The organism is Melghirimyces profundicolus, from assembly GCF_003054245.1.
GTDB classification, from domain to species: domain Bacteria; phylum Bacillota; class Bacilli; order Thermoactinomycetales; family DSM-45169; genus Melghirimyces; species Melghirimyces profundicolus.
Genome location: NZ_QBKR01000004.1, coordinates 102,555 through 120,995, shown reverse-complemented (window position 1 = coordinate 120,995; position 18,441 = coordinate 102,555). Strand labels below are relative to the sequence as shown.

General features: G+C 51.8%; 14 protein-coding genes. 6 read left to right on the top strand and 8 right to left on the bottom strand.

The window, feature by feature from the left end:
• Nucleotides 1-35: 35 nt before the first annotated feature.
• The gene (locus C8P63_RS04350) at nt 36-3,950 is read right to left on the bottom strand and encodes a WIAG-tail domain (protein WP_170109498.1); all 3,915 of its coding nucleotides are present in this window, start codon (nt 3,948-3,950) and stop codon (nt 36-38) included.
• 291 nt (nt 3,951-4,241) lie between these two features.
• Here C8P63_RS04350 and desA point away from each other — a divergent pair, with 291 nt between their 5' ends.
• On the top strand, nt 4,242-5,270 hold the full coding sequence (desA, locus tag C8P63_RS04345; protein ID WP_281258676.1) for a Delta(5) desaturase DesA: 1,029 nt from the start codon (nt 4,242-4,244) through the stop codon (nt 5,268-5,270).
• A gap of 335 nt (nt 5,271-5,605) precedes the next feature.
• Here desA and C8P63_RS04340 read toward each other — a convergent pair whose 3' ends face one another.
• A complete protein-coding gene (locus C8P63_RS04340; protein WP_245920695.1) occupies nt 5,606-6,376 on the bottom strand; it encodes a YheC/YheD family protein in 771 nt (256 codons plus the stop codon).
• 475 nt (nt 6,377-6,851) lie between these two features.
• Between C8P63_RS04340 and C8P63_RS04335 the strand changes: the two genes are divergently transcribed.
• Nucleotides 6,852-8,015: a glycosyltransferase family 4 protein gene (locus C8P63_RS04335; protein WP_170109497.1), complete on the top strand. Its 1,164-nt coding sequence runs from the start codon at nt 6,852-6,854 to the stop codon at nt 8,013-8,015.
• Between the two features lie 223 nt (nt 8,016-8,238).
• Here C8P63_RS04335 and C8P63_RS04330 read toward each other — a convergent pair whose 3' ends face one another.
• The gene (locus C8P63_RS04330) at nt 8,239-8,937 is read right to left on the bottom strand and encodes a PIG-L deacetylase family protein (RefSeq protein WP_108022106.1); all 699 of its coding nucleotides are present in this window, start codon (nt 8,935-8,937) and stop codon (nt 8,239-8,241) included.
• A gap of 169 nt (nt 8,938-9,106) precedes the next feature.
• Here C8P63_RS04330 and C8P63_RS04325 point away from each other — a divergent pair, with 169 nt between their 5' ends.
• From C8P63_RS04325 to C8P63_RS04310, 4 genes are all read left to right on the top strand, one after another.
• The gene (locus C8P63_RS04325; RefSeq protein ID WP_170109496.1) at nt 9,107-10,186 is read left to right on the top strand and encodes an ATP-grasp domain-containing protein; all 1,080 of its coding nucleotides are present in this window, start codon (nt 9,107-9,109) and stop codon (nt 10,184-10,186) included.
• Nucleotides 10,187-10,326: 140 nt separating this feature from the next.
• Nucleotides 10,327-10,845: a glycosyltransferase family 2 protein gene (locus C8P63_RS04320; protein ID WP_108022104.1), complete on the top strand. Its 519-nt coding sequence runs from the start codon at nt 10,327-10,329 to the stop codon at nt 10,843-10,845.
• A gap of 199 nt (nt 10,846-11,044) precedes the next feature.
• A complete protein-coding gene (locus tag C8P63_RS04315) occupies nt 11,045-11,725 on the top strand; it encodes a glycosyltransferase family 2 protein (RefSeq protein WP_108022103.1) in 681 nt (226 codons plus the stop codon).
• Nucleotides 11,726-11,757: 32 nt separating this feature from the next.
• Nucleotides 11,758-12,225 (top strand): low molecular weight protein-tyrosine-phosphatase, encoded by a 468-nt coding sequence (locus C8P63_RS04310; protein WP_108022102.1) that lies wholly within the window; start codon nt 11,758-11,760, stop codon nt 12,223-12,225.
• A 409-nt stretch (nt 12,226-12,634) separates the two neighbouring features.
• Here the strand turns inward: C8P63_RS04310 and C8P63_RS04300 are convergent, their stop codons facing one another.
• From C8P63_RS04300 to C8P63_RS04280, 5 genes are read right to left on the bottom strand one after another with little or no spacing between them, the layout of a single operon-like run.
• A complete protein-coding gene (locus C8P63_RS04300; RefSeq protein ID WP_108022100.1) occupies nt 12,635-13,117 on the bottom strand; it encodes a GNAT family N-acetyltransferase in 483 nt (160 codons plus the stop codon).
• Nucleotides 13,118-13,121: 4 nt separating this feature from the next.
• Nucleotides 13,122-14,450: a YheC/YheD family endospore coat-associated protein gene (locus C8P63_RS04295; protein ID WP_170109495.1), complete on the bottom strand. Its 1,329-nt coding sequence runs from the start codon at nt 14,448-14,450 to the stop codon at nt 13,122-13,124.
• A 17-nt stretch (nt 14,451-14,467) separates the two neighbouring features.
• Nucleotides 14,468-15,844, bottom strand: a complete 1,377-nt coding sequence (locus C8P63_RS04290) for a YheC/YheD family endospore coat-associated protein (protein ID WP_170109494.1) — start codon at nt 15,842-15,844, stop codon at nt 14,468-14,470.
• Nucleotides 15,841-16,959 (bottom strand): YheC/YheD family endospore coat-associated protein, encoded by a 1,119-nt coding sequence (locus C8P63_RS04285; protein WP_108022098.1) that lies wholly within the window; start codon nt 16,957-16,959, stop codon nt 15,841-15,843. The genes C8P63_RS04290 and C8P63_RS04285 overlap by 4 nt, the downstream gene beginning before the upstream one ends.
• Nucleotides 16,956-18,356: a YheC/YheD family endospore coat-associated protein gene (locus tag C8P63_RS04280; protein ID WP_170109493.1), complete on the bottom strand. Its 1,401-nt coding sequence runs from the start codon at nt 18,354-18,356 to the stop codon at nt 16,956-16,958. Before C8P63_RS04280 ends, C8P63_RS04285 begins: the two co-directional genes overlap by 4 nt.
• Nucleotides 18,357-18,441 lie beyond the last annotated feature (85 nt).

The following is an 18,441-nucleotide window of genomic DNA, read 5'->3' as shown; positions in this document are numbered from 1 at the left end:
CACCTGCAAAAGCAGGTGCCTTTTTTCAAGATGGGTTATTTCCGGTTTTGAAAGACAGACTCGGCTGGATTTTCACCAAACGGCCAGACAGGCGGCTCCCCATCCTGGGAGTCTTCCCCGCCGGAGGGATCGCTTCCGTTGGATAAGTTTTCCTCTTCCGGTGTGGAATCGACTTCGCTTGGGTTCATCGTGGACCGATCCGCTTCCTTTTCCGATACATCCTCACTGGCAACGGGGGCAGGTTCACTTTCACGGAAACGGGTTCCGGTTTCTTCTGCGGATTCAGCTTCCTCTTCCATGGATGGGCCTTCGGTCTCTCCGGCAGCCTCTGTTCTTTCTTCCTCAACAAAGCGGGTTTCGCTGTCGGCGGAATCGCCGTCCCAACTTTCGGCCTCGTGAGAAAGGGAGGTTTCATCTTTGGAAGCGCCGCTCCAAGCTTCTCCCATGTGGGCAGGGGATTGGTTCCAGATGGATTCGGAACACTCCGCTTCCATTTCGGGGAACTCCCCCCACTCTCCATCGAAGGGAACCGTGATCCAGAACAGGAATCCCATCGTCCCCGTGTCAGAGGAGCCGTTCATCCGTCGCACTCTCAGGGAGAAGGATTCTGCCGAACGACTCTCCAGACTGACATGGCAATCCGGGTGATTAGTCATGGCCATCGGCAAGTAGGGCTGATTCAAACCGGAGTCACTCATCGGAATGGTGACGATGGTTTCCAACGGATCTCCCGTCAGGTGAAAAGGACGGACCCCGGAGCGGATGGCAGGGACAGCCACCTCGTCGGAGAGATGGAAGGCCAACTTCTCCAATCCGATGGAACCGTCGGCGATTTTTTCGGAGGTGACGCTTTCGTCCTGCAGATGGCGGTGTTCCACTGCCCGCTCGCGGATGTGGGAGGAAGAGATGGAATCGTGTTCGAGATGGTTGGAGTTGACTGTGTTCTCTTTCAAATGAATTCCGTTGACAGACCCTTTTTTCAGGTGGGACTCCCCGACGGAGTCGTCTGCCAATTGCCGGGAATGCACGCTCTGGTCGGACAAATGATTCCGCATGATCTGCTCCTCGCCGATATGGCGGGAGGAAACCGCTCCGTTCCCGATCTTATCTTCGGTGACGCTGCCGGAGGTAAGGTGGTCGGAGGCAACCGACCCATCCTGCAGATGGGCTCCCGTGATCTGTGCCGAGTCGATGTGGCGGGATTGGACCGATTCCTCAGCGATTTTCTCCGATGTGACGGATTCATTTTCCAGGTGACGACTTTGCACCGCATGATTGCGAAGGTGGGTGGAGGCGACGGATTCGGTTGTGAGGTGGGTGTCGTTGACACTTTTTTCTTTTATATGCCCCCCATTGACGGTGCCTTTTTTCAGATGGGATGCTTCGATGGATTCATTGGCCAGATGGTGGGAATACACCGCTTGGTCGGATAGATGATTCCGCCTGATTTGCCCGTCACCGATATGACGGGAAGAAACGGCTCCCTCTCCGAGTTTTTCCCCGTTGACGCTGCCGGAGGCAAGGTGACCGGAGGTAACCGATCCTTCCTGCAGATGGGACCCCGTGATCTGTGCCGAGTCGATGTGTTGGGAGTGGATCGACGCATCGGCAATCTTTTCCGATGTGATGGATTCATCTTCCAAGTGACGACTCTGCACCGAGTAGTTGCGAAGGTGGGTGGGGGCGACGGAATCAGTTGCAAGATGAGGGCTGTTGATACTGTTTTCTCTCAAATGATCCCCGTTGACGGAACCTTTTTTCAGATGGGATTCATTTACGGACTCATCGGCCAGGTGTTGGGAATGAACCGCCTGATCATCCAGATGATTTTGCTTGATTTGCCCTTCACCGATATGATGGGAGGAAATGGCTTCTTCTTGGATTTTCTCTCCGTTGACACTGCCGGGAGCGAGGTGGCTGGAGACGACGGAGCCTTCTGCCAAGTGGGACCCGTTCACCTGATCCACCTCAATATGCCGGGAGTGAACCGATGCATTGGCGATTTTCTCCGACGTGACAGACTCCTCTTCAAGATGACGGTTCTGCACCGCGTGCTCCCGGAGGTGGGAGGAAGAAACGGAGTCATGGGAGAGATGGGAGCCCTTGACGCTGTTCTCTTTCAGGTGATCCCCGTTGACGGAGCCTTTCTTCAGGTGGGCTTCCCTGACCGCTTCATCGGCCAGCTGCCGGGAATGGACCGCCTGATTGGCCAGGTGGTTCCGCAGGATTTGCCCGTCACGAATATGGCCCGAAAAAACGGAACCATCGGCCAGGTGGGTTTCCGTCACGGCATCCTCCCTCAGGTGATGACTGTCCACGCTGCGGGGAGCCAACTTTTCCCCGGTAACGGATTTGTTTCCCAGCTTCGGGGACTGAACGGCAAAGTCCGTTAATTTGTCCGTTGAGATGCTTTCCGGGGAGAGTTTGGATGTGGTCACGGAACGGTCGGCCAATTTGTTCCCGTTGATGGAGGAATCAGCGAGATGTTGCTCTTTTACCGAACCGTCCCGCAGGTGTCTGCTGTGAATGGATTGGTATGCAAGGTGCTGTTCCTGCACGGATTGTTCTGTCAAATGTTCCGGGCGGACGCTGTCCAGGTCCAGCATCCTCGCCTGAACCGAGCGCGGGGCGATTTTTTTCCGGGTCACGGCCCCATCCTTCAGGTGTTCTTCTTCCACCGTATCGTTGATCAAGTGCGAACCGTCGATGGATTGTGGCCGGATGATCGAACCCCCGACTGAATCAACGGCCATCTTTTCCGCCGTGATGCTGTGATCCTGGAGATGCTGCGTGTTGATGGAGGAAGGACTCAGATGTCTTTCTCCAACGGTACCTGGACGAATATGATCGTTTTCCACGGATTCCGGAGCCAGTTTTTCCCTTGTGACGGATTCCGGTTCAAGGTGGTGTTCCCCGATTGCATTTTCTTCGATGTGCGTGCCCTGAATGGTATTCGGGGCGATCTTGTCGGAGGTGACGGCGTTTTCGGCCAGTTGGTCTTCCGTGATCGATTCATCCTGCAGGTTGTCGGTGCTCACTGCCCCGGGCCCCAGCTTGGAGTGGTCGACGGCTTTGTTGGCCAAATGGCGGGTGTGGACGGATCCGCTTTTAAGCTTATCTCCGTCGATGGACTCATCGGCCAGGTGTTTTTCGGTAATCTGCTCGGGGGCGAGGTGCCAGGCCTGCACCGAATGATCTTTCAATTTGGCACCGTCGATGCTGTCGTCTTTGAGGCGGGTTCCGTCAATGCTGTTTTCGCCGAAATGATGACCTTGGATGGCTTCGTTCCCGATGTGTTCGGGTCCGATGCAACCTTCCGTCAGATGATGTTTTTTCACGGATTTTTCCGCCAGTTTGGAGGAGGTGACCGCGTGCCAGACCAGCTTGGAAGAGTCAACCGCCTGGTTTTTCAGGTGTTTGGATTCCACCGCCCCCGGCTGCAGATTGGTGCTGTCAACGGAGTTTTTCCCCAGTTTTTCGTGGGTGATCAACCCGTCCGCCAGGTCCCCGGTATGGATGAATGCTTTACTGGAACGGCCATGGAGACGGTTCTCCTTCAATTTCTTCCACTCACCGGATGAACGGGACCCCGGTTTGTCACCTTTGGAGTCGGATTGCCGTTGTTTGGCGGCCGCTGGTGTCTTTGTCTTGTTGTTTTGGACAGGCCCGGCGCTTTGACGGTCGGGATCTTCCGGGTGGACCGCTGATCCCCCGTCTTTTTCTGTGGAAATATTTTCTTCCGCTTGAGGCGGGTGATCTACGGCCGGCTTTTCTGTTTCAAGGTTCTTCAGTTTTTGTTCCTCTTTATGAAAGTGTTGATCCAGGGTTCGTTCATCCGCCGAGAGTTGATCCAGAATTCGTTCATCCGCCGAGAGTTGATCCAGAATTCGTTCATCTGCCGGTTGACGGTTTTTTGGAGGTTTCCGGTACCCCCTTTTTCTTCGATGCAAGGATATCATCCCTTTCCTATGTGCTCTCTGAATAGGTATATTCATCATGCATAAAAGCGGAAACCCGAAGAAGCGAAACTGGGCTTCTGCTGAAGGCAGGGAAAAGAGGGAGTGAAGCTCAGTCGGGGGGAGTCGAAGGGAAAGTGACGACCCACAAAAAGTGAACGCGGGATGGGTAGATACCGCGATTTGTGCTATACTGTCCCTGTTCACTGGGTTAACGGTCATCCAGCTGCGAGAAAAAAGAAAAGATGGAAATAGATTCCATCATTGAATCAGGGAGAGGATTTTTTGGATAAAGAAAACAACCGGAATGAAAACTGGCGGAAAATCATCGCTCCTTACATGAGGCCCGATGTGAAGCGAAGTGTTTGGCAAGTGATCAATACCATCGTTCCCTTCTTTCTGCTTTGGTATCTTGCATATTTGAGTCTTTCGGTGTCCTATTGGCTTACCTTGGTCCCGGTCTGCTTGGCAGCCGGTTTGTTGGTCCGGATTTTTATCATCTTTCATGACTGCTGTCACGGTTCCTTCTTCCCGAACCGGAAGGCGAACGAGGTGTTGGGAACGCTTACCGGAATATTGACCTGCTGTCCGTTTCATCAATGGCGGCACAGTCATTCCGTCCACCACGCTACCAGCGGTAACCTGGATCGGCACGGCACGGGGGATATTTGGACGTTGACAGTCGAGGAATATCTGGCATTGCCGCGGCTGAAGCGAATGGCTTACCGCATGTACCGGAACCCGTTGGTGATGTTCGGTCTCGGGCCCACATATCTTTTCCTCATTGAATACCGGTTCAACCGAAAGGGAGCCCGGAGGAAGGAACGGATGAACACCTATATCACCAATCTCGGAATCGCCGCTGTCGCCGGGTTGCTTTGTTGGAGCATCGGTTGGAAAGAGTTCCTGTTGATTCAGGGACCCATCTTTCTGATTTCGGGTTTGGCCGGTGTCTGGCTCTTCTACGTTCAACATCAGTTTGAAGGGACCTATTTCGAGAAAGACGAAAAATGGGATTACGTGGAGGCGGCGCTCCGCGGGAGCTCTTTCTATAAGCTGCCGAAGATCCTGCATTGGTTCACGGGAAACATCGGCTTCCACCATATTCACCATTTGAGCCCCCGGGTTCCGAACTACTACCTGCACCATGTTCACAAAAAGAATACGATGTTCCAGAGTGTGAATTCTATTACGCTTTTATCCAGTCTGAAATCTCTCAACTTCCGCATATGGGACGAAAATCGCAAGAAGTTGATGGGATTCGGGTACATCAAGCGTTTCCTGAAAGCCGAAGAAAACAGGACAACGGGATAAATATGAAACGAAGCGGAGTACTAAGAACGAATGATCCCTTTTTGAGAGAAGGGCCAAGAATGCGGTACGTACGAACCGATATTTGAAAAACACAGAAGAACAATCGACCCCCGACAAGACTAAAACCTTGTCGGGGGTGCTGTTTTTTCAAGAGGATTCATCCGTTTTGTCCAAAAATCCACCATGGTGGTACAAAGGACTCTTGCACTGGGGTAAAATACCGGTTCCATCATGGATTTGATGACAGAAGAGGTCTAGCTGTCGATCATGGGCAGTAGGTTTTCCAGTTTGGTGTTAATCAAGCTGTGGGTCTGTACTGACTCCGAGCTAGCCGCTTAATGGCGGAGGAAGGCAGCATAATAAAGGGGATTAAGATACGTCCTATGAAACATTTTTTTGTCACCGGCTAATGGGAAAATGATGCGTAAATCACGAAAATTGACTTCGATTAACCAGGGGCGCCCCTTTTGATCGATCCCGACGTCTAACCCGGCATCAGCGAATGCGGGCCAGGTTTTCTCCAACTCTTGGCAGGTTGCTATGGAGAGGTGGGAAATCCGATTGAGGATGGCTTGGATTCGTTGCTTAGGAAAGCAACGGTTGAGCGCGGTCCAGGCCCTCATCGCTTTCCCGTTTTGGGCTATGTTAGTCATATGGCTTTGTTCCCTGGCCACTTTCGCCGCGATCCCGCTGATTTCCCATCTTCCGAAACGCCCTTTCTGAACAGAAACCCGAAAGTCAAAAGGAGCCCCGTTGAAACGGGCCAGCGGTATACCCTGCTGAATATAGTAGCGTCGTTGTTTGAGGGTTCCCAGGTATCGGGCCAATCCGGAGGCGGACATCCGGGTTTTCTTGCCTCTATATGGATGAACAAGAAAGGATTTCTTCCCCATATTTTCGATCCGGATGATGTGATGACCCAGTGAGCCGATCACAGGCTTGATAAAAACCACAGGGTACTTATCGATCCACGTGACTGCTTTCGTGGTTTCCGTTAACGGTATCATAGCTGGTAGATGGGGCCGAACCGTTGTATTTCGGGACAGTAATCGATGAATGAATACTTTATCGCGTCGGACCGGTGGGTTGAACAACCGCTTCCCCATCTTCTGTGAGAGACGGGTCAACTTCCGCGAATACCCCAGCACACGGCTGTGCACAACAGGGGGAAGAGGACGGTGAACAGGAATATAACTCCGGAAAGTCGGATGCCAGACATAGCCCCTGATCCGGCGGTTCGTCAGGTCAAGACCCCTGAGGTCAAAGAGTATGGGCTGCAACCCTAGCCGCTTCCCGAACTGAAAATAGAGTTTCGCCCGTTCATGCGTGGCAAGATCGGCGCGAATGCGGTGCAATAGTTGTGACGACAACAAAATTCCCACGTTTTTTGAACGGTTCATTCCAGTACCCTCTCCCCATCAGACTAAATTGATACTTATTATATTACCAGGGAGGGAGGATGCCTGGACTTCCGTCCAAAAAAGGGAGAATGGCCGTTCAATTGGGGGATTCGCCGGTGTGAACAACCGATTTGGTCGCCACATACAATACAGGAAATTCCCAGGGGGAGGAGACGGCTATATGCGGATCGCTTTCATCAGTCCGGGAAGTTTCCCCGTCCCGGTTCAATATGGCGGTGGTTCAGTGGAAACGGCGATCACGAATATTGCGGGCAGATTGCCTGCACACTGGAACGTAACGGTACTGGGAAAACGTTTTCCCGGGTTGAAAGACAAGGAGACAAGGAATCGCGTCACGTATATCCGGTTGGAAGACACCTCGCAAAGAAGTTATCTTCATTCCTGCATTCGGTATCTGAAAAAGTTCCCCCATGACATCGTCCAGGTGGAGAACCGGCCTGCGTTCGTCCCTCTTCTCAAAAAACGGTTGCCCTGCCCCGTTTTGCTCGGTATGCATTCCCTATTGTTTTTGAATCCCCTCGCGTTGGGAGGTCGGAAACCACAAGACTGTCTGAACAGCGCCGATCTCATCCTGACCAACAGCCATTATCTCCGGTCACTCCTCTTGTCCCGTTACAGGACGTCCACCCCCGTCCGCCCCGTGCATCTGGGGGTGGACACAGGAGATTATATATCTCGTTGGAGCGAGAAGGGAAAACGCATTCGCTGCCGCCTCCGTTCCCGCTTCGTTGTAACGGGTCGGACCGTGATTCTGTTCGCGGGCCGGCTGATTCCGATCAAGGGCGTCCACCTATTGCTGGAATCCATCATCAAAGCGGTAAAACAGGATCCACGGATTCTCTGCATGGTGGCCGGCGGGAGCCGATATGGTTCAAACAGGGAAACGCGGTATGTGAGGAAATTGAAACAGATGGCGCGGTCGATCCACCCGCACGTCCGGTTCACCGGAACCATCCATCCAACGAAGATGCCCCGGTATTACGCATTGGCGGACCTGGTGGTCACTCCCTCAATCGGACCGGAAGCTTTGGGATTGGTGAATTTGGAGGCGATGGCTTCGGGCCAGCCCGTCATCTCCACCGCCATCGGCGGTATTCGGGAAACGGTAAAAACAGGAGTGAACGGCATCCTGATCAAACCCTCTCGTTTAAAACATGAGTTAACAGACGCCATCCTGCATCTTTCGGCGAACTCCGCTTTAAGAGAGCGGCTGGGCAGAAATGGCCGTCTTTTGGCTGAACGCAGTTTTTCATGGGATCATACCGCCCGTCAGTACGCCAGATTCTATTACCGAATCCATTCGTCAAGCAAAGGACGCACTTAAAAATGATCCCTGCTGGTTCCCATTTCGAAGGGGGACATCGCGACCGTGGTGGAGTTGGCCAGCCAATGTGCCCCACGGTACACCCAACCCTCTGCTAGAGAGATGTCGGAACAGCCCTTTGGATTAAAGGTGGACATTAGCATATGTTTCGAGGAACACGCGGCTGTTCACTCCATTACCCCCTGAAGGCTTAAATCTTTCAGTATATTAAGTGTGCTCTTGGTTATCCATGCAGCCTGAAAATTTGGAATGCTTCCGCATAATCACGGTAAATCGACTGTCCCCTGAACTTCGCTTTGGTCAGTAGAGACTCCGGATTGATGGGATGTCGCTTGGTTCCCAATTGAGTTTTATATATATTTAATGCGTCTGCTTTTTTTTCTGCTTCCTCTGAACTCATCGGGATGTACAGATGAGGTTGGAAACCAATCTCTCCGTCCGTTTCATAAATAATGACCGATCCGTTCCAATAATAGGGTCGGGTTGCCGTCAAGGCAGCTCGATGAAGAGCGGTATGGTCCTGATGTTTTGTTTTGCTGGGGATATAAACCACAGTGGGATGAAAGCTTTCGATTTCTTTTTCTATCTTGGATGCCAATTCAACTCTGGGAATCATATCCAACCGACTGTGATACTGTTCTGTTTCCTCATCTGTATATAAAAAGCAGTAATCTTTAATCCCCAATATGGCATGTGATTTGTTCAATTCATTTAAACGGACATTGCCATCATAAATTACATATTTATTTGTATCTGTATCATACTTTTGGCTTTTCCCTTTAACGAACGACGCAATAACGATCCGGACGATACTGTTACTCTTTAAATATTTTTGAATCACTCCCCCACATCCGATGATTTCATCATCTGCATGAGGGGCTAAAATAAGCACTTTTTGTTGGTTGTATTGGATTGCTCCCATCTTTTCACCCCCGATTCTATTACAATAATATATTGCGAATACGAGGGTATGGTGTGTTAGAAATGCCCTGGTTAATAAACCAAATTAACTGTAGTCCAATCAACATCTGATATTTTTTCTATTATGTACCATGAGTATGTACTATGAGCCGAACAGGGGGATATTGCAAATGCCAAAACCGATGACGGTTCTCCTGACGGGGGTGGGTTCCCCAGGAGCTCCAGGAGTGATTAAATCTCTGCGGGCCGTCAAGGAATATGATTTTCGTATTATCGGGATCGATATAAATCCCCATGCGGTCGGCCAGGTCATGGTTGACAAATTTTTCATCGGCCCCGAGGCCGCGGAACCTGACTTTGTTCCAAGACTTATAAGTTTGTGTTCAGCTGAGAACGTGGATATCATTCTCCCTTTGGTATCCAAGGAGTTACCCCGGTTTGCAAAGTATCTCCACCGTTTCAAGGAGATAGGGACCGTAGTTTCCGTTTCCGAATACAATCGTGTGATGCAAGTGATGAATAAAGGAACCTTAATCCACACCCTGAAGAAGAAAGGGATTCCTACTCCCCGATCTGTGATTGTCAATTCAGTGGAAGGATTACGCAAAGCGCTGTATGAATTGGGATACCCTGATCATCCAGTATGTTTTAAACCAGTGGTTTCCGATGGAAGCAGGGGATTTCGCATTCTCGATACGCAAAAAAATCGTTTGAATCCACTCTTCAATGAAAAGCCCAATTCCGCGTATATCAGTGATCACGAACTCTTTCGTATTTTGAGCGATTGCTCGGTGATTCCGGAGACGATTGTCATGGAATATCTTCCCCGTGAAGAATACAGTATTGATCTATTGGCCAGAGACGGGGAAGTCATTATTGCGATTCCAAGGTTGAGGGAAGCGATCGTCAACGGGATTTCCGTCAAAAGTACAATCGTTAAAGAAGATGATGTGATTGCTTATGCTTCGCGTATTGTCAGAGAACTTCGTTTGCATGGGAATATCGGCGTGCAAATATGTAGGGATAAAGACACACAACCTAAAATTATCGAAATCAATCCCCGGATACAAGGAACCATTGTACATTGCACAGCGGCCGGCGTTAACCTGCCTTATTTGGCAGTAAAGGTGGCAAAAGAGATTCCCATTCATTCCTCAGAGTTGTGTGTTCAATGGGGAACCAGGATGACAAGGTATTGGGAGGAGGTCTTTTGGAGTGAAGCGGGTCTACCGATACAATGGGGAATCTGAACCTGCTGTTTCCGATACGCACAGCTCTCTGCCGGCAACTATCCAACAGCATACTGCGCGAGCAATCCGGACCGACAGATTCAATCCGATAATACTGAGGGTGTGAAGCCATTAACTAACATCTGAAGGAGTTAAATAAAATGGAAGGTGTTTCGGTGATCACTTGTACGATTAGGCCAAATCAGATACACAATATTCTCAGGAATTTCGTCAATCAAATGTTTAGAAAAAAAGAGCTGATCATTATCTTAAACCGAAAAAACATGAGCCTCCTCCAATGGCAGCAGGTAACAAAAAAATATAAGAATGTTCGTGTTTATCAAATACCTGGGGCTACATTGGGAGCCTGTCTCAATTTCGGGATCAGAAAAGCAAGATACCCCTTCATCGCAAAATTTGATGATGATGATTACTATGCCCCAGAATATTTAAATCAAGCTGTGCATGCTTTAAAAACAACGAACGCTTCAATGGTAGGGAAAGGGGGAACTGTCACCTATTTCAAAAATATGAAAACACTCGCCATCAGGAAACCCCATCATGAAAGCAAATTTTTGTATGAGATTAAGATGCCTGGACCTCATTTAGGCGGGGGTACAATGGTATTCAAAAAAAAATGTTTTTCCTTATGTTATGTTTCCAGATCGAAATCTATGTGAGGACATCATATTTCAACAAAGGCTTCGCAAGAAAGGATATAAGATCTATTCAACTAACAGATATTACTATGTTTCCATCAGGCGAAAAAACAAACGGACACACACGTGGAAAGGAACGGATGAGAAAGTGCTGAGAGAGTGTAAAATCATTTCCCGCACAGTGGATTACAAATCTTATGCAAAAAAGGAGTTAATGTAGATGGAAGGCGTTTCGGTGATCACCTGTACAATAAGGCCCAATCAAATACACAATGTTTACGAGAACTATGCCAGACAAATGTTTAAGAAAAAAGAGCTGATCATTATCTTAAACCGAAAAAACATGGACCTCCACAGATGGTTGCAGATGGCGAAAAATTTTAATAATGTTCGTGTTTATCAAATACCAGGGGTCCCTTTGGGGGTGTGTCTTAATTTCGGGATCAGAAAAGCCAGGTATTCCTTCATCGCAAAATTTGATGACGATGATTACTACGCACCAAAATATTTAACTCAGGCAGTGCATGCTTTAAAAACCACACGCGCTTCATTGGTAGGGAAAGACGCACATACCACCTATTTTGAAGGAAAAAAGCTGATCGCTGTATTTAGACCCCATAAACAAAACCGGTATACAAATCATGTAGGCGGGGGCACGTTTGTATTTAAAAAAAATGTGTTTCCTCATGTACAGTTTCCAGCACGAACGCTGGGTGAAGACATCATATTTCAACAAAGGCTTCGCAGGAAAGGATATAAGATTTACTCAACAGATAGATATTATTATGTTTCCATCAGACGAAAAAACAAACGGACACACACTTGGAAAGAAAAGGATGAAAAAGGGCTGAGATATTGCAAAATCATTGCTCGAAGCGAGAATTACCGATCGTATGTCTAAGATGAAGGAAATCCAGAAAGAGGTGTTAAGGATTGGTATCGGTTTTATTTGTATGTTTGGGTAACATCTGCCGCTCCCCGATGGCTGAGGCGGTCCTACGCCACAAACTCCGTCAGCAGGGTCTGGAGGAGAAGGTTCACGTTGACTCCGCCGGTACCGGGGATTGGCATGTGGGGGCCCCCCCTCATCACGGGACACGAGCCATTCTAGCCCGGCAAGGGATCTCCTACGAAGGAATCAAAGCCCGGCAGATCAACAATGAAGACCTGACCCGATTCGAATACATCGTAGTGATGGAAGATAAGAACATGGCTTCCATCGAACAGCTGGCTGGGTATACGGACAAGCGGTTCTGTCGGTTAACCGATTTCATCGGTGATCCCAACTATACCAAAGTGCCGGACCCCTACTTTACCGGCCACTTCGAAGAAACCTATCGATTGGTGGAGGCCGGCTGTGAAGGCCTCATCCGAACCATCCGTGCACGGGGAAAGATTTGATGTAGTGCCCTTTAGCGACCTGGAGAATATACTCGAATACAAGCCTCAAGATGGATATTATCCCCTCTAAGTCCACAGAAAAAGCAAGCTTCTTACTGTAGACACAGAGGGGATTCGTATTATCAGCATTCCTGAACAAGCGAATTTCCAGGTGGGTGTATCATTCTGTCCTTTGTCATCCCCGGTCAGATCGGACTTTTTTTTCATAAGGTCGGAATGACTGTATTTTTTATACTGTTTCCCTTTCTGCCGTTCATCGGGGTTGTGGAGTACAGACACACCAATACCGGAAAGTGCTCGAAAAGATTGAAAAGGAAGAAGGTGACGATTCACAACCGGACGGCTGGTGAATGCCGGCTCAACCCCAAATAAAAAATCCCCTTTCCCGTCGGAGGGGAAAGGAGGCAGATCATGGTTCATCAACTTCACCGTGTTTGCGGAATTCTTCCGCCTTCCAGTTGCCGCCCCCCAGACAAAGGGTGGGCTTACCGGTGGGGCCGGTGATCAGGTGGAAGGCCACCAGCCCCGATTTGAAGCAGAGTTTCAGACTGGGGATATTGTCGCAGGCGACCCGGGTGTAGATCCGGTCCAGGGAACTCAATGCCTGCTCCAACAACGATTCGCCCACTTTTCGCTTCCGGTGGCCCGGATGGACAACGATGTAAGCTTCCTCCAGGCCGTAGGAGCCGAAAAGGATGAATCCCACCAATTTTTTTCCGTCAATGGCGGCCGCCATCCAGGTCCCCTCCGGAAAAGGATTTGCGTTCAGGTTTTTCAGCCACCTCAGGGCGCGGTGGGTGATGCGCCGGTCCCCGTACCGTTGGGAAAAGCGGACGATGGCCGGTCGAAGTCGACGGAAGAGGGCGGGGTGGATCGACACGACGCGGACCATGATATCAGCCCCCTCTCCGGTCGTCGCCGGCAAACCCGCTGAGGTACAGAAAATATTGGATCAGGCGCTGAAGGGAGCGTTTCCGGATATCCGGTTCATCGAACTTCATCGGTTTGGCGTTGGCTTCGAAAAACCAGAGCCGGCCGTCGTTTTCCATCCCCAGGTCCATCGAGATCTCCCCCAGATTTTTGCCTTCTTCCTGTTCAAGATGGGAAGCGATCTCCAGGGAGGTCGATTGGATGGTTGCTGTGATGGCCGGGGCCTGTGAACCGAAAAGGCTTCTCAGCACCTCCGGGGAGCCGGCGATGGAACCGCCCATGGGGACATGAGTGCTGATCGCGTCTTTGCCGGCGACGCGGATTCCGATTCCGGTGTTGCTCCACTGTCCGGTTCCGTCCTTCTGCATCAGCACACGGAGATCGAAGGGGCTTCCCCCGTAGCGTGCCAGATCGATGCCCTGCTGGAGGACGTAATTCCTTTCCCGGGTGAGGGGGATCAGTCGTTTCTTCAGTTGTTGCAGGTTTCCGGCGAAGTAATGATATTTGCCCTGAAGCGTTTGAAAGACGATTTCAAAGCCCCGGTTTTTCCGGGTCACCCGGATCATTCCATGTCCTGCTTTCCCTTCCACGGGTTTCAGAAAGAGCGTGGAATGTTTTGTCACCATTTCCTTCAGGAGTTTCCCACCGTTCCACCGAGCCGTGTCCGGAAGGAGACGGGCCAGGCGGGGGGAGCGTTGCATGTGGAGATGGAGGGTCCACTTGTTGAAGAAGGACGGGTTGAACAGACTGACACCGGTCATGTTGGAAAGCGTGGCCAGTATTTTTTGTTCCTGGGCCCGGCTTTCCAGCTTGCGGCTGGGGATGCGGTTGTAGACGACATCGGGGATCGGGAGAGTGGCCGGCACCCAGCGGTTTCCATTGACACCCGGGTTCAGCAGGAATCCCTGCACAGTATGGGCCCCTTCTTTCAACCCTTCGGGGGTGAGGACAAAAATCGTAACCCCCATTCGCCGCCCCGTTCGGATCAGGTCGATAAAGTTGGACCGGTTGCCCATAAACCCTTTCAACGTTCCCGAAGTCAGGATTCCGATGAAAGGACCCGCTTTCCATTCCCCCCCTTGAATTTCCTTCAACCGTGCCGGGCACATCAGGGGGCGATGGACGAACTTTTTATTCGCTCGCCGGATGGATACGGTTTTTTTCAAACGGGCCCCGAGGTTCATGGTCACCGGAGCAGCGGCGTCCGTACCGGTGATCCTCCGCCGCGGAATAAAAACCGGTCCGTTTCCATCCGGTGTAAAGACCAGCCATCCCGTTTTCGGGAAGGAGTTCAAAATCTCATTCCCCCCTTCTAAAATTGCGCCAGTTTCAGACAGTATTCCGTGATGCATCGGGCGGATTGCCTTCCCGATTCCGCCAAGGACGGATGCTTGAAAATATGTCGGCCGGGCTTGGCGTTAACCTCGAACAGCCAGATTCTCCGGTTCTGATCCACACCGATGTCCAGTCCCAGTTCGCCCAGCGGTTTTCCAACCCGGTTCTCCAAAGCGGTGCAGATCCGAATCGAAGTTTCCCGGATCCGGTGTTCCATCTCCTTCTCCTGACCCGGAAAGCAATATGCCAGGACCTCCTGGGCGGACAGGAGAGAACCGCCGGTCCGTCCATGGGTGGTGACGCACCCGGCTCCAGCTCCTTTCGCCCCGAGACCGACCACTTTCCACATTCCCATTCTGTCTTTGTGCATATGGACGCGAAAATCGACGGGGCTTCCCCGATATTTGATCAGCCGGATGCCCTGCTGGACGATGTAGCTGGGGAGCCGTTTCATCTGCGGTCCGAACATCTGCTTCATGAGCGGACTCAAGGCGCGGAACTTGCGGAGGATGTTTTGATCCCCGTTCCGGAACCGGCAATAGTACCCCCCGTCCGGACTCTGGGTGATCCGTGAGATGCCCAGCCCGAGACTTCCCCCGCTGGGCTTGAGATACACCATCTTATAGCGCTCCAGCATATCGCGGATGGTTTCCACAGTGGGAGAGCGGTGCGCCTCGGGAATGCTTTCCAAGGTAAGCGGGTGGTTGTAAAGGGCTTCGTGAACCTGCCACTTGTTGAAAAAACCCTGGTTGAAGATCCGGGTCTTTCCGATGGCTTGCAGGCGGGCCTTACAATTTTTCACCGGGGTTCCGGCTTCTGCTTTCCGGTTGGGGACCCGTTCGTAGACCACATCCGGAAGAGGGGCTGGTCTGCGCATCCAGCGGTAGGTGCCGGATCCATCCTTCCGGTAAAACCAACCCGAGACCACCTGGTTGGTCCAGTCGACCATCTCCGGGGTAAATACGTAAAAAAAGGGCCGTTCTTCTCTGGACGCGAGCAAAAAATTTCGGAACAAAGCGGACCGGGCCCCGAAAGGAGTGATCCCCGATCCGGAAAAACCGGTGGTCAGGATGGCGAGGACCGGGCCAAGGCGCAGTTCTTTGTTGCGGTAGGCGGCCCGTGTTTCTCCGAAGAAGGGGAGGTTCAGTTGAGCCGCAATCGAACGGGAGAGGACGATGACACACTTTTTTCTTCGAAGACCGATGACCCGGGTGATCATGCTTTTGCTGCCGATCCGAAGCTTGATGGACTGGCCGTTTTGACATCCCCATTCCTTCATCAGGAGTTGCGACAGTCCGACAGCATGCTGACTTCCGGAGGCCGATGGTTGAATACGGCAGATCACAGAGCTCATACCGACCCTCCTGTCAGACTGCGGAACAGGCTCAGGGCATACTGCACCGGCATTTGAACGGAACGCCGCCGGATTTCCTTTTCGCCGGTCAGAAGAAAAACGCTTCGACCGGGCTTGGAGTTGGCTTCCAAAAACCATACCCGCCCCTGGCGGTCAATTCCCACATCCAGTCCAAGTTCCAGCAGTCTCCCGTGTTGTCTCTCGATTTCTTTGGGTATGTGGGTGGAAAGAAAACGAATGGAATCCAGAATCTTCGATACCATGGTCGGAGGATAATGCTTTTTCAGAAAAGGAAGGGCCTTTTCCGCTTTGCCTCCTCCGTGAAGGTTGGAGGTCAACGAGTTTGGGTTTCCTGTCCGTACAGCCATTCCCGTGGTGGTCCAGCTGCCGTTTTGATCCTTCTGGACCAGAATTCTGAGATCGAAGGGTCTTCCGTCCCCTGTGGTCAGTTGGAGATACGGTTGGATGATGTATCGTGTTTGCCCGGTAAACCGGCGTGCCCACTGAATGAGCGCCTTTTTTTTAGGAAGCAAGAGGTGGAAGCACCGGTTGGCTATGGAGCGACCCCGCACCCGGTACGAGCTTCCTTCGGGGGTGATCGCCGCCACGCCTCTCCCGTGACTCCCCCCGTTGGGTTTGATCAGGACCGATGTGTTTTTCTCCAGGGCGAGCAGAATGTCCGTCGGGGACCGAAGACGGAAAGTGGGAGAGAGGTATGGCACCAACGATCGGTTTTTTTGGAGCATCTCGTGGGTTTGCAATTTCCCTCCCAGGGGTTTTCCCAACAGCTGGACCCCCGGACACTGGGCGATCCGGGAGACGTATGGTTTGTAAGCAAGGTATTGTCGGGTATTCAGATAATAACAACGGTCGTAAATCAAAGGAGGCAAGGGATGCCGTTCCTTTTTCCACTTCCCGGAGGAAAGGTCATACCTCCAGGCGGTTACAACTTTTGTGTTCCAGTCCACCTCCATCGGCGTGAAGGTGATGAGCCGGATCCCCTGGGGTTTTCCCTCCTTGGTAAGTGCCCTCAGGTACTCCGTCTCCTGAAACGGAGGCGTCTTTTGCGCAGACCGGCAGCTGATCACCCCCAATGTATAGACAGTCGGACTCATCGCCTTTTCCTCCTGGTTCGGTCGGGTCGCCGGGGTTTCGGAACGGCGTTGGGAGCCGTCAGACAGGGAGCCCAACCAGTGATATACGTAACGTATTCGATCAGCCGGTTGACGGATGGCCGGATGGCTGTCGAGGGGTTGGTTACTGTTTCGTCCGTTTTGGAAGGCTTGGAGTTGAGTTCGATCAACCACAGGTGTCCCGTTTTGTCCAGAACCAGGTCCACCCCCAATTCGGCGAAGTGTCCTTGGGAGAGCTGTTCAAAGGTTTGCGAAATTTCCAAGGCCCGTTGACGCAGGTGCTGGATCGTTGGTTTGTTGATCGCTTGTACGGAGGACAGGACGTCTGCGGCTTTCCGGAGGGTACCGCCGCGGGCCAGGTTGGATACGATATCCTGGTCGTTGGCGATCCGCCCCACGATGGATGTGACTGCCCATTGCCCCTTGCCGTTTTTCTGGACCAGGACGCGGAAATCGACGGGACGGCCGTCGCAGGTGACCAGATTGAGCCCCCTTTGGATGATGTATCGAGGGGAAACCCGGCGCCGGAGATGTCTGAGCGCTTCTTTTCGACGGTGGAACATCCGGGTCACGGTCCGTGAGGCCTCCGGGTATTGACAGACCCATCTCCCCCCCGCCACGGTGACCCGGATAATCCCCTGCCCGAGGCTCCCGTTGGTCGGCTTCAGGTAGACCACACCGTATTTCTCCAGCATATTCCGTAACCTCGCCGGATGGTACGGTTGGGTTTCCGGCAGAAGACGGTGCATTTTCTCATCCTGGATCAACAGCTCGTGAACCTCGCGTTTGTTGAGAAAGGTTTCGTTGAAGAAGGGGATGCGACAGGTGTTTTTCAGGGTTCGGAGCTTTTGCTGCAGCTCCGGCTGCCGCTCGATCCGCCGGGACGTGATCCGGTTGTAGATGGCATCGGGCAGGGGGAACTCGGTTTGGAGCCATTGGTTGCCCCGGTACTCCCATCCGCGAACGGTTTTCCTGGCGAGGTGGATGTTCTCGGGAGGAAAAACAACCAGACAGACCCCTTTCTGCGTTGATGCCAGGGCACACTCTTCCAAAAAACGGGCCATGAGTCCGAACAGCTGTTTGTTGCTTCCTTCTACATTCCGGTTGATCAGAACGCCCAGAAGGGGACCGAAATGGAGGCGCCGGTTACGGGAATCGTACCGGACGTTCAGGGTTTTCTGGTTTTGGATTTTCAACCGTTCTGCCAAACGGGAGCTGATCCGGATGAGAGGGCTCGGGTTGCGGCTCAGCTGGATGAAGGCGGTGTCCGTGGCGATCCCCAGAGTGACCCACACCGGTTGGTTGGGAAGACGGAGGCGGTCGGCGAGAGACTGGCTCATGATCATGTTGGCATGAGGGGGGAAGTGGCTTTCTGACATGACTTGGATAACAACTCTTGCGTGCCCCATTGGGATCCCCTTCCGCGAAATGTGACTGCTATAGAGTATGTGGGCATGTATTTTG